This is a genomic window from Nitrosospira sp. Nsp14, from assembly GCF_900113575.1.
Lineage (GTDB): Bacteria > Pseudomonadota > Gammaproteobacteria > Burkholderiales > Nitrosomonadaceae > Nitrosospira.
In genome coordinates, this window is sequence record NZ_FOPV01000033.1 from 1 (window position 1) to 14244 (window position 14244).

Here is a 14244-nt window from a genome sequence, read left to right on the forward strand (position 1 = left end):
GTCGATGTCTTGCTTGCCAAACGCAATCTCTTCGAGGCCGAGTACTCTCTAACCGCTACCCACCGCCTCCATCTGGTATCCGTCGTGCAGCTCTACAAGGCCCTCGGTGGAGGTTGGGGAACAGAGTGAGCCCGCTTTTGCAGCGAAGGCGAGCAACTAAGCATAGATCAACTTCATATCCCGCTTCGCGTTTAACGGGACGCGTGACCGCCCCCATTATCGATTTTAATTTCCTGACAAACAGTTACAAAACGGCAGTGGCGGAAGCGGTGTCCGCTTACATCTAACTTTCATAGCATGCCACATCATATCAAATAGTGGCTAGAAGCCACGTCTATCGTACTTCTTCCGTTAAACAAATACTTCCTTGCCGTGTCTCTCCGTGTCGTATAATCTCACGTCAATTGATGGGTGTGATGAGGGGTTGGTGTGGCACGTAAGGCGAAAGAGTTATCAGCGCTGGAGGTAGGTAGACTCACTGTTCCCGGCCTTCGTTTTGTCGGCGGCGTAGCGGGGCTCGCGTTGCAGGTGACGCCCTCCGGCGCGCGCTCCTGGATTCTCCGAGTCATGATCGGAGGCAAGCGCAGGGACATGGGGCTTGGCGGATTTCCTGATGTAACCTTGGCCGGGGCGAAAGAAGCGGCGCGCGGTGCTCGCCTCAAAATCAAGGAAGGGGTAGACCCCATAGGAGACGCCAAAGCCAGGCGTAGCACCCTCTCTGCTGCCCGAGCTGCATCAATGACCTTCAGCCAGGCTGCAACAGCCTACATCGCAGTAATGGAATCTGAATGGTCGAACGACAAGCATGCTTCTCAATGGCGAAATACACTCAGTAGCTATGCATTCCCGGTGATCGGCAACATCTATGTACGTGAGATCGATCATTCCCATGTTATGCGAGTGCTGGAACCTATTTGGCTGACTAAAACTGAAACAGCAAAACGGTTGCGTGGACGGATTGAAAACGTCCTGGATTGGGCGCGCGTACGAGGTTATCGCACTGGCGAGAATCCGGCCCGCTGGCGCGGGCACCTTGACATGTTATTGCCGACTCCAGGGAAAGTACAAAAGACCAAGCACCACCCCGCACTTCCATTCAACGAGCTCGGCAAGTTTATGACGAAGCTGCAGCAGCAGGAAGGGATAGGGGCGCGGGGGCTTGAGTTTGCGATTCTGACGGCCGCGAGGTCCGGCGAGGTACGTGGTGCATTGTGGAGCGAAATAGATTTGCATGATGCCACGTGGACCATTCCCGCCGGCCGAATGAAGGCGAAGCGCGAGCATCGCGTGGCACTCAATAAAGAAGCGGTTGCCTTGCTTCAATCACTGCCGCGCACCCACGAGCTTATCTTTCCTAGCAGTAAAGGGATGAAACTGTCAGATATGACCCTAACAGCAGTACTGCGACGGATGGGGCGAGGTGACATCACCGCCCATGGTTTCCGGTCCACTTTCCGGGATTGGTGCAGCGAGCGCACGAATTACGCGCGCGATGTAGCAGAAATGGCCTTAGCCCACACCATCGGGGACAAGGTCGAGGCTGCTTACAGAAGAGGCGACCTGTTCGAGAAGCGCCGTCTGATGATGCGCGATTGGGGAAAATTTAGCCGCCAGGTACAAATCGCTGCTGACGTCGTACCGATCAATAAAGAGCGCGCTTTACCATGAGAATTAAAAGTCCATTCAACTGCGAGTTCGAATCCCAGCATCGCCCAAACTTAGAAGGATAAAGTCGGACACTGAAATACAGACATCAATTCTTTTAAAAAATGGAAGGCTCTATCCGTGTTTGAAAATATTATCAAAGGGCGATTTTTTGCAAAGGCGATTGCACCCGATTCAGATATTCTAAAACTTTCAAACGATGATTATCTAAAAAGGCTAGCCGAAGGGAAGGACATATACTTGGCACGTGCTCGTATCTGGAGCGGGTACGATAAGTGGGCTATGCATGAGGCAGCAAGTTTACTTTCCGGACTAGTGCCTACAGGAGATGATTCTGCAAAGTTTTTTTTCCAGTTGTGTTGGTCGGAAACGGAAAAGGATGAGAGTACCACCCCCTGCAAATATGTAATTTTCAGAATATTTCCCCGGAACGAAGAGTGTTTGAAACATGTCACCGAAATATTGAAACGCTCGGATATAGGTGATCAAGCAAGTCCGAAGAAATGGGCAGAATACGCACAAACGAAAGGATTGCTACCTCATACTGAACCCTTTGCTGACATAGATAATAGCCCCTTGCTATCTCTTCTGGAAGCCAGGAATGCACCTGGCTCAGTACTGTTTCGTGATGGGGCATCAGATGCGCCGTCTATATCCGATCCTTCCTATTCCACTGCTTGGCTAGATATTCTAACCCGCGCTATCGCACAGTTTTTTAATCCACGACGCGACCTTGATCCAAAACGAGAGGAAGTCGTGGAATGGATCATATCGGAAGCCGCGAAAGCCGGATTACCCCAGTCAAAAAACATTGCAGTAGCAATTTTCACGATTATCAAGCCGGACGACCACGACCCGAAAAAGAAAAGGGTTGAACCCTCTTAAAGCCCTATCCATAAGGGTCTCGGCGGGGGGTTGAACCGGTTGAACCCCCGCCCCTTCAACCCGTTCAACCTGTACAGCAAAAAACTAGCGGCTACCATAGGCGGCGTCTTCACTCAAGCGGACGCACATCATGGCACGACGCACCGACACGAGCTCGATCCCCGATTCTCTAAAGAATTTCGATCTACTCCCTGATTCAGCATATGTTCGGCAGCCCGTAGTCGAAGGCCTGTGGGGCTGCTCTGGGTCAACCGTCTGGCGTTTGGTCAAACGGGGCAAGCTACCCCCGGCTCACAAACTGTCCGACGGGATTACTGGGTGGAATGTAGGCGAGCTGCGTAGAGCACGAAAGGGAGTGAGGTGAAATATGCGTTGCTCTAAAGAAATATCATTCACGCGATTTCAGAGCCGACTGTGAATACCATAACGGCCGATGCGCGGGCAGTGGCTTCAGACATCGAGGCAGCCTTGCGTTTTATTCCAGCCGATGACCGGAACGTATGGATCAGATGCGGCATGGCAGTGAAAGCAGAACTGGGCGAGGCGGGCTTCGACATATGGGATGAGTGGAGTGCAACCAGCGACAAATATCGAGCCCGAGAGACCGCAGCAGCATGGAAATCGTTTAAAACCGCTGGAGAAATCGGCATCGGTACCCTGTTTTACATTGCCCAACAGTATGGTTATCGGAGCAAGCACTACGGGACTAATGAAAGAAAAAGGGTCCTAACTGTCCAACAACACGAAACTTTGTCGGAGTACGGACAAGAACTCTTCGACCAAACGAAGCCGATAGAGGGCCCTGCATCGGATTACCTCCATGCACGGAAATGCGTCGTTCCCCCGCAGGATAGCGATCTTCGCTACCACCCGGCGTTGAAACACCCAGGCGGGTACATTGGACCTGCCTTAGTCGCTCTGGTAACTGACGCGATTACAAATCGACCAATCACCCTACACCGCACGTGGATCAAATCAAATGGTAATAAGGCGGAGGTGGAGCCACCTCGACTGCTTTTAGGGGGTCACCGCAAGGCCGGGGGGGTAATCCGCCTGTGGCCTGACACGGAGGTCACGCTAGGTCTAGGGGTGTGTGAAGGGATAGAAACTTCCCTCAGTTTGGCTCATGCGTTCACTCCCGTCTGGAGCTTAGTTGACGCTGGCAACCTGGCGTCCTTTCCAGTATTACTAGGGATCGAGGCACTATCTATTGGAGCAGATAACGACGCTGTGGGGATGAAGGCAGCAAGGAAGTGTGCCAGGGGCTGGACAAGGGCAGGAAAGCTCGTGCGCATTGTCATACCTCAAGGTCAAGGCGACCTGAACGACGTTGCGATGGAAACGGAATGAGCGTCCAGCAAATACGAAAGCTTGTCGACTCCGCTGCGCTTTTCACCGTGGAGGAGGAACAGGGAAACATAACTCAGGCTGATGAGCTTGCCCGGCCCTTATGGGAGCTACCGTCTGGGATTACAGCCGAGGAATTTGAGAAAGCTCGGCCCTCCCCGGACTGTATCGTTGAGAAACTGCTATATGTCGACGTCGGGCTACTCATCGCCCCCGGCGGGACAGGAAAAACAACACTTGTCCTTTGGGTGGCGACTCACATTGTATTAGGGTTCCCCCTGTTCGGCCTGGAAATCCTTAAGTCGGGGCCGGTTCTTATCATTACTGCAGAAGATAGTCGAGAGATGCTTGTGGCCCGATTGCGGGCCATTGCTGATGCAATTGGATTGGATGAGACGGAAAGAGAAAAACTAAGAGAGGGCATACGACTGAGCGATGTATCCGGGGAAGGGTTTCGTGTAACAAAGGTTGAAGGCGACCTCGTAAACCCCAGCGCCGGATTGGACTACCTAATCAAGGGTTGCCAAGCACTAAAGCCTGTCTTGGTGGTGATTGACCCCGCAGTCTCGTTTGGCGTAGGAGAAAGTCGAGTAAATGATGCTGAACAGGGGTTAATTGAAGCGGCAAGAAAGCTGAAGAGAGCGATTTCATGTTGTGTCCTCTATATCCATCACTCCGGGAAGCAGAGTGCCCGGGAGAGGATGAGGGATCAGTACGCCGGTCGCGGAGGCAGCGCCTTCGCGGATGGTTCAAGGATGGTCTTTGTGCTACAGAACGTTCCTCCTGACGATTGGTGCAAAGGGACAGGAAGGGATCTGGCGGAAGGTGAAACTGGATTGGTCCTTGCCCGCCCCAAGATGAGTTACTGCCCGCCACAGGATGAAATCCTGATTTCCCGAATTGGATATTCCTTCGAACATGTTCGGGAGATAAGGGAGAGTACGGAACGGGAGAGTCCCGATAATCGGGTATTCCAGTTCCTCAAGGCGGAGTTCCAAGCAGGCAAACGCCATACGAAAAGTACTTTGGAAGCTTTTAGTGAGAGCCCTTTGGGTTTGAAGCGCGCGGAGACCCGCGACGCTGTAGAACGGCTGCTTAACTCCGGTCGAGTAGAGCTTCAAAGTGTTCCCCCGGATAAGAAACCGCGTCGAGGTGGCGCACACACTTACTTGCATCCCATTACCCCGCCGCCGACGTATGGCGACCATAGGTCTTAAGTGCGCATTTATCCTTCGCTTAGAAGAATCACTATTGCTTCGCCGCCGCCTATAGGGAAATCAACGGCGGCGAACCTAAATTCGCCTGCCGTTGATCCTTTTTTCCGAGGTTCGCCGAAACCAGACGGCGAACCAACGGCGAGGCTGGCGAGCCGACCCTTATTGATACGTCCGAAAAAAAACCGTGAGGCGATACAGCTAAACCAGATCGATAAGTCGAGAAGAAATGAAACCGCAACTTGAAAGCGCAAAACATCAGCCTGTAACCATTGACGGGACAAGCGGGACGCCTACCCCCACCCCCGCAAAAATCAAGCTGAACCAGCTTGAGGATGTGCGACGTGAAATGGCTAGTGTGTACCGGGAAGCGCGAGCTGGAAGGATGGATGCGAGCGAGGCGGGACGCCTGGCTTATATTCTTACTGGTATTGGCAAACTGATCGAGGCTACGGAAATTGAAAAGCGGCTTTCACAAATGGAACGGACATTACTGAAATGAACATTCTTCGGCGGGTGGAAATGCTGGAAGCAGCGGTGGGAAGGACCAACGAGGGCGACTGTTACAAGGTCGTCATATTGAAGGAAGGCGAGAGTTACGAGGAAGGTATCGGGCGGGAGGGCTTGACTGACTGGCCCTTTGATCGAATCTTGGCAATATGCTTTGAAAGTGCGGAGGACAGCTGATTTTGTAGCGAGAAGTTGACGATATTCCCTAAACCCTTAAGAAGGAGCCGAAATGGCCTTACCCCACTATCAATTCCAAATGTATCACCCTTTCCTTTCGTTTTCAAATCCAGATAATTCATTATTTGTAAAAATTGTTGACGGGCTTCCTGCAGAACCAGGAAACATTGATAACGACGCACTGCATCGAATGGCTAGCGACGCGTACAAGCGTCTCCCGCCAATGAAGTCGAAAAGCGATTTTAATAAAGAATTATCCAATTATCATGATGAGCTTGATGGTCTTAGGATGGGCCTAGAAGAAATGAAGGAGATGACTCTTCGGGGGACTATTTTATTAAATAGCACAGAAATGGAAGTAAATTTTAAGACTGCGGAAGATGACTTGATATTAACGATGGCCTGGAGTATCTACAGAGAAGACCGGGATTTGAATCCTTGGCCTTCTGTCAAAATGGAGCAGTGGTTCATCAAGTGGTTCTCCTTTCTCGCTCTCATAAATATAGATCTTGCTTTTCGTGCCACTGCGTTTCGAGTGGAAGGAGCCATAGACGCAACAATTCAAGCTTCCTTTGCAATATGGAATGTTCTGACGATTGAATCGAGCAATGAGATGTTACAAGAAGAACAGCAAAATCTCGCCTCTCAGGGAAGCCTTGCTCGGCACTGAGCAATATGAAAATGACTGGAACTCATATCAGGCACTGGCAAACCTGCTGATACGTGCGCGCCTTGAGCGGATCGTGCCTCTGCATGCAATTGAAGATACAACCCGTCCGATCCAGCTAGGCGGAGGCTTTTCCTCATATGAAGTTTTTGTCAGGCAAGAGTCAGAGAACTTCTTACAGGGCTATTCACGAAATCTCATGCAAGGGCAACCGCATCACATCGAGATCATGCTTGAGAAGAACGCGTTACGATCGATCGTCGAAAAGCCGGCCCGAGACTACTGCATTCCTGTAACCACTGGACGTGGCTTTTCTTCTCTCTCGCCCCGCTGGGATTTGTATCGACGGTTCAGGCGCTCAGGCCAGGACAAGCTGATCTTGCTCATGTTGACCGACTTCGATCCAGATGGGGAGCAGATTGCCACATCGTTTGCTCGTTCATTGCGAGATGACTTCGGTCTAGTTAATGTCCACCCGGTTAAAGTTGCGTTAACCGCCGAGGACGTGGAGTTATATAACCTGCCGAGTGATCTGGAAGCAAAGCCCACGAGCCCCAACTACTCAAAATTCATCAAGAAGTATGGCCATAAAGCCGTCGAGCTTGATGCCGCGCCCGTAGAGCTTCTCCAGAAGAAGCTACGGGATACTATCGAAAGCCTAGTTGATACGGCCGAATTCAACGCTCAAATTGACCTTGAAATGGAAGATGCGCGAATTGTGGAGGCATACCGCCGAACCGTGTTCGAAGCTATCGGAGGGTCTTTACATGGCTAAAAATCAGACGGCTTTCCAGTGCCGTCTGGCCCGTTGTGGCTTAGCCTCAAACGCTGCTCAAGCAAATTGCGGCGACGCGCAATAAAGCCCAGCAGACCGAGACCAGCCAGCAGCATGACATAGGTTTCGGGTTCGGGGATAAGGTTGCCAGTGACAGCAACTTGCCCCAGGTTATTGACGTCCCTCGCCAAAGTTAGCGCAACAACGCTGTCCGGCAAACTCACCAAGAGTTTAAGCCTATTGTGCCCCCGCATTTGGGGCCGGTGATAAAGACGCGGTAAGCACCTGTGGCGGTCTCGGAGGTTCCCGCCACCTGCCCAGGTCGTTGATGCCGCGCTAAGCGCATCAGCGTAATAGCGTGGCGTCTCCCGTTCCAAACGGTGGCTTGGTAATCAAAAGACCCTGCAAGGAAAGATGACTGCCTGCTACCTGCCCTTGGTCGTTAATTGCGAAGGTCTCGCTGCTGTCTCCTCCCCCAGACGCCGGATGCCGTGTGTGTGGACCTACCCTCGTTTCGTAAAGCTGCTTGGGGCTCATGAGCCAGAAAAATGGGAACGCCCCACTACTTTTAGCGCAAGGTACTCCTCTCCAGATTTCCCGTAATTTCCCTTGCTGGAGCCGGTTTACCGAAATAATAACCTTGATAGTGGCGGCATCCTTGCCGGGCCAGGAAGGCAACCTGCTCCTTGCTTTCCACCCCTTCTGCAATGACCTTGATCTTGAGACTCCGCGAAAGGGCAATTATGGCGGCGCTTATGGCAGCATCATTCGAGTCCGTCGTAATGTCTTGCACAAAGGATCTGTCTATCTTCAAGGTGTTTATGGGGTAGCGCTTTAAGTAATTCAGGCTTGAGTATCCGGTACCAAAGTCATCAATTGCTATTTCGAGGCCCATTGCGCTCAATTGCATTAATATTTGGATTGCTTCCTCGACATTCTGCGCAAGCATGCTTTCGGTGATCTCTAGAGCAAGGCACCGTGCTTCCACGCCGGATTCATTTAATATATTGGTAAGACTTGATACGAGGCCTTTGTGCCGGAACTGCCGTGCAGACAAATTAATCGCCACGCGAGGTACGTTATAGCCTTGGCTCTGCCACGCCTTTATCTGGGCGCAAGCTGATTTCAGTACCCATTCCCCGATTGGCACGATCAATCCGGTTTCTTCCGCCAAGGGGATAAATTTGAGCGGCGAAACCAACCCCAGCTTGGGGTGTTGCCAGCGCAGCAATGCTTCCATACCCTCTAGCTTGCTGCCAGGCATACCAATCACTGACTGGAAATGCAGGCGCAGTTCCTCGCGTTCTAATGCATGGCGCAGATCAGTACTCAAGGAATGCCGCTCCTTCGCCAGACAATTCATTTCCTGCGCGAAGAACTGATAGTTATTCCGGCCTGCTTCCTTGGCATGGTACATCGCCGTATCGCTGTTCTTCAGCAGCGCCTCTACACCGTCCCCATCATTCGGAGACACGGCAATGCCGATACTGCCGCTGATATGCAACTCTTCCCCATTAATAGAATAGGGTTGCACCAGCGCGTCCAATATCTTTTGCGCCACTATGCTAGCGTCCTGGGCGTTCGCAATCATGTGCAACACCACGATGAACTCGTCCCCTCCCTGGCGCGCCACGGTGTCTTCCCCCCGCACGCATGAAGATAGTCTTGCCGCAACCTCCTTAAGCAAGAGATCCCCCATATTGTGACCTAGCGAATCGTTGATAATTTTGAAATGATCCAGGTCAATGAACAGTACCGCGGCGTGCCCGGGCCTACGGCCCTCCTGCACGATTATCTGGGAGATGCGGTCCTGAAGTAGAAGGCGGTTTGGCAAACCAGTCAGAGCATCGTGCGTCGCTGCGTGCCTAATACGCTGCTCTGCCCGGCTGCGTTCAACCCACCTGCCGAGATCATCCGTAATGGTATCTAGGAGGTTCTGTTCCTCAGGGAGCAGAAACGGTTTTTTCTGGCTGTAAAATACTTTCAACTCGCCGATGGTTTTCCCACTCACACTGATTCCCGCTTGCAACTGGTGCGCGAGATTCTCGCGATAATTGTCGGAAGGGAATTTCCTGCCATCAATTTCGATCAACCCGGCAGCCACCTCCGGAAACTGCATCGTGGGTAACAGGCGCGAAAAAATTTTCCGGCAAAGCTCGTCCAGCACCGACTCTTCTGCCATGTCCTGCCGAATGTGGTAAACGCACCGGCTTTCCTTCAACTGCTCGCGTAGTCCCATTTCCTTTTGCTTGCGCGCAGTGGTGTCAACCCGAACGCCTAGAAAACGACTAACCTGCCCGCTATTGTCGCGAAGCGGCACAATGGTTGAGTCAACCCAATATACCAATCCGGTCTTGCTGCGGTTGCAGATCTCTCTATGCCATATATGGCCCGACAGGATTGTCTCCCACATTTCTGCAAAGAAGGTTTTTGGGTGAATACCAGAATTTAGCATTCGGTGATCTTGGCCAATCAGCTCTTCCTCGAGGTAGCCGCTCACTTCACAGAATTTCCTGTTTACCTGGAGGATGTGCCCCGACCGGTCAGTGATCGAAACAAGCGCGAGTTCGCCAATGGCATTATTGTATGCGACCAGTTCGGCAAAATTGTCCTCGGCGTTTTCCTTGGCTTGCACAAGTTGACTACTGGCTTCCTTAAGTTCCTCAACCGCCTTTTGCAACGCATGCTCTTTTTCCTGCAGCACCGAGACGTCGGTGTTGGTTCCGAACCATTGCAAGACCTGCCCGGACGGGTCTTTCAACGGGGCAACCAGAGTAAAAAACGGGCGAAATTTGCCGTCTCTTCCCTTGAGTGGAAAAGTCATCTGGAACGGTTCTCCCGTCTCCAGGGAATGTTTCCACTGCTCCAGTACTTTTGGCAGCGCTTCAGCGTCGTGTACCCGTTGCCAGCCCCATCCTTTCATTTCTTCGGGACAAGTTCCAGTATATTCAAACCAGCGGTCGTTGTACCAATGGATGAATCCTTCAGAGTCTGCCATCCAGGCGAGTTGGGGAATCGTATTTGCGAGCTGCTTCAGCCCTTCATCCCTCTCGACTGAAATGCTTTCGATCTCGATACGATCGCAGAAGTCCTTGTCTATCGGCATGTTTGCGAATCCTTTCCTTGCCCTTAGTAAGGAGACAAGCAAACCATGATTATTTTCAAAGCGAACCCAAATAGAGGCGGGATTTCCCCCTGTTGTTTTCGAAACCGGTGCACTACATTTTCAGTTCCATCTAAATCGGGATTAGGCCCTATGCCTCACATGCCTGCAGCTCAGTCCGTAAGACCAAGTATTCACCAAGGGGAGCAATATCCAAGCAACGTGGCTTCCGTTATTGACGGCATGATGCCGATGTTAAGGCGAATGAGGCCGCCCTATCGACGCCTTGATCCCCATATTCAGCATAATATTGGCCGCTATACCTGGCAACTGCGCTAGGAAGTAAAACACCCTGTTAATGCCCACCTCAGCTCCCACACTTTATAATGAGGCCCCAATTAATTGATTGGAACGGATTACAAACATGAACAAAAAAGAACTAGTGGAGGCAATGGCTGCAAAGACCGGCTCTATTGGCGCTGCCGCTGATCACGCGGTGAACGCACTGTTAGAAATTATTTCCGATAGGCTAAAAAAGAAGATTCGCTTACGTTACCCGGCTTTGGAACGTTCGAAGTACGGGATCGTGCCGCACGTACTGGCCGTAATCCCAAGACTGGTGAGGAACTGAAAATTGCCGCATCGAGAGTTGCAGCATTCAAGCCAAGTAGTACGCTTAAAGCTGCGGTCAACGCGAAGGAAAGTAAGGGGCCGCTACCGTAGCATTGTTCTTGCGTCCAGTTTGCTCTCCAGTAACAAAGCTGCAGTATTGCCCCTTGCATCTATCACAAGGTGTTGTAAATAACCTTGAAAAACAAAGGACAAGCTACTTTCTCCAATCAAATTGATCCAGGGATTGCGCTGACGGCACTAGTACGCAGAAAAGTGAGGCGTATTTACCCAATTGCGCCAACTTTCGGGTTATTGCTCCTTCCCTTACTTGCGCAAGGCAGGCTGACACGCCGCGACTATGCTGCCCTGACTCCGATTATGGGAGCACGTGAACCCCATATGACGGCTTGATCTTCCCATACTTCCATGTAATTGTGGAATTCGGCTCGTTGCGGCCCGCAAGTGGATCAGCAGATTCATAACCTATACTGTCGAAAACACAATGATCAACCTTGTCGTAATCTTTGTCCGAGGCTCTGATGAACATTCATCGCTGCTACCCACTGCGCAACCTTATCCTGGGCGCAGTTCTAACGGTTGGGTTCGCATCTTCCGCGCTCGCGCAGGAGTTGCGTGCTGTATTGGTTGACCTTAATAGCAAGGAAGTAACCAACCTTGGCACACTCGGTGGAGACCTTAGCTATGCTTCCGGGATCAACGACCTGGGCCAAGTGGTAGGGACATCCTCGACTGACAAAGGGCAGCGCCATGCCTTCATCACAGGCCCTAATGGCGCAGGAATGACGGATCTTGGCACACTCGGTGGAGACTTTAGCTACCCTAATGGGATCAACGACGCGGGGCAGGTGGTGGGGCAAAACGGGAATGGTTATGCCTTCATCACCGGCCCTGATGGAATGGGCATGTTGGATCTTAATTAGCTGGTTGATCTGCCTTCGGGGATAATTCTAAGTGCGCAAGGCATTGATAATGTGGCAGGTAATCGTCATAGCTTCTATCTCTGAACCGGCAACCTACGCAATGTTATTAGCAGGGGTTAGGTCTTCTGGGATGGAAGCTGCATCGGTCGAAAAAGGTAGAAGGCCCGCGGGCCATTTGATTAACGCCACAGAGTCTCTTCCTCGGCGATACTCAATAAAAGGTAAAGCAAACACTTCTAATGAACGGCTTCTTACCGTCCATAATAACCCGCAGCATTGGGACGTCTCAGGTTCTGGCATGGCTAGCACCTTGAACATAATTTCTTTTTCTTGATTCTTATCACGCAGTCGTTCACCCAGATTAGTTTGTTGCATGCCGGGAGGGAATAATTCGAATTTTTGCCTATACTTGAGATAACAGCGCGGTTTCTTCGGCATTTGGCAGTTTGATTCGAATGCAAAAAAATAAAGGAGACTCGTCGTGAGAAGAATCGTTCATCTTAACTTCCGTGGCTTTATCCTGGCCACGGCATTTGTCGCTGGTATGGGTTTCGGCACCCATGCTTTCGCACAAGTACAACATTCATATCTCGTCGACCTCAACAGCAAAACAGCAACCGATCTCGGCACTTTAGGTGGTAATACCTTTCCTTTTGGCATCAACGATGCCGGGCAGGTGGTAGGTCAATCTAACCGCCATGCCTTCATCACGGGCCCCGATGGGATGGGCATGAGAGATCTTGGCACTTTGGGTGGTACTAACAGCATTGCTTATGGCATCAACGACGCCGGGCAGGTGGTGGGTAATTCTTATACGGCTGGAGGCGTCGACCGTGCTTTCATCACCGGCCCCGACGGGATGGGCATGAGAGACCTTGGCACCTTGGTTGGTACTAACAGCATTGCTTATGGCATCAACGACGCCGGGCAGGTGGTGGGTACCTCTAACACGGATAACTACATTTACCATGCTTTCATCACCGGGCCCAACGGGATGGGTATGAGAGACCTTGGCATTTTGGGAGTTCATAGCAGCATTGAATTCAGCGGGGCTAATGGCATCAACGATGCGGGGCAGGTCGTGGGAGTGTCTGGGTACGCCACGGTCTTTTCGTCTCCTTTCATCACCGGGCCCAACGGGATGGGCATGAGAGATCTGGGAAATTTGGGCGGTAGTTTCAGCAATGCTAACGGCATCAACGACGCCGGGCAGGTGGCGGGTTGGTCTAACACGGCCGCGGGCGATCACCATGCTTTCATCACCGGCCCCGATGGGATGGGCATGAGAGACCTTGGCACCTTGGGTGGTCCTGAAAGCCAGGCTAATGGCATCAACGACGCCGGGCAAGTGGTGGGTTGGTCTTACACAGCTCGAGGCTCCCATGCTTTCATCACCGGCCCCAATGGCGCAAGCATGATGGACCTCAATTCGCTGATTTCACTGCCCGCCGGGGTTACTCTGACCGAAGCTGTCGCAATCAATAACACGGGCCAAGTCATCACCGCCGCAGCAGTAGCAGTCATCCCCGAACCGGAGGTTTATGCGCTCTTTCTTGCAGGCTTGGCCATGATTGGAGTGATCGCTCAGCGAAAGAAGATGAGAGCTGCGCAGACGTTGGTTTAGGGTCTTGCAAGCTAAGGTCATTGCCGTGCATTCGTCACTGCTGCTCTACCATAAGCATGGCGATGCCATACATGAGGCTAGATAGCAAACAAAAACCCGCCCCTCTCGAGGAATTACACAGGTTCTTCCGACTGCTCGATTGCCTTAGATTGCTCGGAATTGGTTATTGGGACCAAAGAGTTCAGTTGGTGAAAAGTAGACAGGGCAGTAAAGCGTCCTGATCCAGCCAACGATGGGAAGCATCTTTTGTCGCCTGTTGCTTAACAATAGAAATATGTTCGGAACGCATATCAGTTACTTCTCATATCAGGCTTAAAACCTTTCCGTATGTCATTTCCGGGTCCCTCTGGCCCAGGCCGATCCTGCATCGCGTGATGCCTGGCTGATCGACGAGTTGAAGGGACTTGCTGCTCATTGAGCGAGCTTTACTCTACTATTAAAGATTCGTGTCTTGCGGTATGGCTGACAACAAACAAATGTATGTAGTGCATATCCGCGAGTAGAGAATAGAAGATACGCTTCCTGCAACAAGACCCTATACGATTCAAAACGTTTCATCCGATGAGCTTGGTAGTTTTTGGTCCTTAGTTCAATGAAACCAGTCATCAAGAGCTAATGCATCATCGAACTGTTAGCGCCGCTGTAATACTGACCCACTGAGCCGGAGTAAAACTGACCCACCTGGGCGAATATGGTGGCTTTTTGGCTGCCGATTATGTTGACT

13 protein-coding genes and 1 pseudogene are annotated in these 14244 nt (G+C 51.6%); 11 read left to right on the plus strand and 3 right to left on the minus strand.

Annotated elements, in window-relative coordinates; translation table 11 throughout:
• Nucleotides 1-429 precede the first annotated feature (429 nt).
• From BM022_RS14600 to BM022_RS14640, 8 genes are all read left to right on the plus strand, one after another.
• Nucleotides 430-1668 carry a tyrosine-type recombinase/integrase gene (locus BM022_RS14600; protein ID WP_091140472.1) on the plus strand — a complete coding sequence of 413 codons (1239 nt, stop codon included), beginning with the start codon at nucleotides 430-432 and terminating at the stop codon, nucleotides 1666-1668.
• Nucleotides 1669-1785: 117 nt separating this feature from the next.
• Nucleotides 1786-2550, plus strand: a complete 765-nt coding sequence (locus tag BM022_RS14605; protein WP_091140474.1) for a hypothetical protein — start codon at nucleotides 1786-1788, stop codon at nucleotides 2548-2550.
• A gap of 414 nt (nucleotides 2551-2964) precedes the next feature.
• Nucleotides 2965-3900: a PriCT-2 domain-containing protein gene (locus BM022_RS15810; RefSeq protein ID WP_218146902.1), complete on the plus strand. Its 936-nt coding sequence runs from the start codon at nucleotides 2965-2967 to the stop codon at nucleotides 3898-3900.
• Nucleotides 3897-5114, plus strand: coding sequence for an AAA family ATPase (locus tag BM022_RS14620; RefSeq protein WP_091140477.1), 1218 nt, complete (start codon nucleotides 3897-3899; stop codon nucleotides 5112-5114). Before BM022_RS15810 ends, BM022_RS14620 begins: the two co-directional genes overlap by 4 nt.
• A gap of 226 nt (nucleotides 5115-5340) precedes the next feature.
• Nucleotides 5341-5613: a hypothetical protein gene (locus tag BM022_RS14625; protein WP_091140479.1), complete on the plus strand. Its 273-nt coding sequence runs from the start codon at nucleotides 5341-5343 to the stop codon at nucleotides 5611-5613.
• Nucleotides 5610-5798: a hypothetical protein gene (locus BM022_RS14630; protein WP_091140481.1), complete on the plus strand. Its 189-nt coding sequence runs from the start codon at nucleotides 5610-5612 to the stop codon at nucleotides 5796-5798. The genes BM022_RS14625 and BM022_RS14630 overlap by 4 nt, the downstream gene beginning before the upstream one ends.
• 52 nt (nucleotides 5799-5850) lie before the next feature.
• On the plus strand, nucleotides 5851-6468 hold the full coding sequence (locus tag BM022_RS14635; RefSeq protein ID WP_091140482.1) for a hypothetical protein: 618 nt from the start codon (nucleotides 5851-5853) through the stop codon (nucleotides 6466-6468).
• Entirely contained in the window at nucleotides 6455-7240 is a 786-nt protein-coding gene (locus BM022_RS14640; RefSeq protein ID WP_177191753.1) for a toprim domain-containing protein, read from the plus strand. The genes BM022_RS14635 and BM022_RS14640 overlap by 14 nt, the downstream gene beginning before the upstream one ends.
• Here BM022_RS14640 and BM022_RS14645 read toward each other — a convergent pair.
• Both BM022_RS14645 and BM022_RS14650 read right to left on the minus strand, forming a co-directional pair.
• Nucleotides 7237-7464 (minus strand): PEP-CTERM sorting domain-containing protein, encoded by a 228-nt coding sequence (locus tag BM022_RS14645; protein ID WP_371264343.1) that lies wholly within the window; start codon nucleotides 7462-7464, stop codon nucleotides 7237-7239. The genes BM022_RS14640 and BM022_RS14645 overlap by 4 nt on opposite strands.
• Nucleotides 7465-7808: 344 nt before the next feature.
• The gene (locus BM022_RS14650) at nucleotides 7809-10346 is read right to left on the minus strand and encodes a sensor domain-containing protein (RefSeq protein WP_256209213.1); all 2538 of its coding nucleotides are present in this window, start codon (nucleotides 10344-10346) and stop codon (nucleotides 7809-7811) included.
• A 448-nt stretch (nucleotides 10347-10794) separates the two neighbouring features.
• Here BM022_RS14650 and BM022_RS14655 point away from each other — a divergent pair.
• Together BM022_RS14655 and BM022_RS16230 are read left to right on the plus strand one after the other, a co-directional pair.
• A pseudogene (locus BM022_RS14655) lies at nucleotides 10795-11066 on the plus strand (HU family DNA-binding protein).
• A gap of 428 nt (nucleotides 11067-11494) precedes the next feature.
• Nucleotides 11495-11896 carry a hypothetical protein gene (locus BM022_RS16230; RefSeq protein ID WP_091140485.1) on the plus strand — a complete coding sequence of 134 codons (402 nt, stop codon included), beginning with the start codon at nucleotides 11495-11497 and terminating at the stop codon, nucleotides 11894-11896.
• A gap of 93 nt (nucleotides 11897-11989) precedes the next feature.
• Here the strand turns inward: BM022_RS16230 and BM022_RS16235 are convergent, their stop codons facing one another.
• Nucleotides 11990-12334, minus strand: coding sequence for a hypothetical protein (locus tag BM022_RS16235; protein WP_143079609.1), 345 nt, complete (start codon nucleotides 12332-12334; stop codon nucleotides 11990-11992).
• Between the two features lie 43 nt (nucleotides 12335-12377).
• Here BM022_RS16235 and BM022_RS14665 point away from each other — a divergent pair, with 43 nt between their 5' ends.
• Nucleotides 12378-13520, plus strand: coding sequence for a PEP-CTERM sorting domain-containing protein (locus BM022_RS14665; RefSeq protein ID WP_256209214.1), 1143 nt, complete (start codon nucleotides 12378-12380; stop codon nucleotides 13518-13520).
• Nucleotides 13521-14244 lie beyond the last annotated feature (724 nt).

Bases quoted from the DNA above. Each gene is read 5' to 3' on its own strand.
- BM022_RS14650 (WP_256209213.1), bottom strand. From the start codon at position 10,346: ATGCCGATAGACAAGGACTTCTGCGATCGTATCGAGATCGAAAGCATT.
- BM022_RS16230 (WP_091140485.1), top strand. From the start codon at position 11,495: ATGAACATTCATCGCTGCTACCCACTGCGCAACCTTATCCTGGGCGCA.
- BM022_RS14620 (WP_091140477.1), top strand. From the start codon at position 3,897: ATGAGCGTCCAGCAAATACGAAAGCTTGTCGACTCCGCTGCGCTTTTC.
- BM022_RS14625 (WP_091140479.1), top strand. From the start codon at position 5,341: ATGAAACCGCAACTTGAAAGCGCAAAACATCAGCCTGTAACCATTGAC.
- BM022_RS14630 (WP_091140481.1), top strand. From the start codon at position 5,610: ATGAACATTCTTCGGCGGGTGGAAATGCTGGAAGCAGCGGTGGGAAGG.
- BM022_RS16235 (WP_143079609.1), bottom strand. From the start codon at position 12,334: ATGCCGAAGAAACCGCGCTGTTATCTCAAGTATAGGCAAAAATTCGAA.
- BM022_RS14635 (WP_091140482.1), top strand. From the start codon at position 5,851: ATGGCCTTACCCCACTATCAATTCCAAATGTATCACCCTTTCCTTTCG.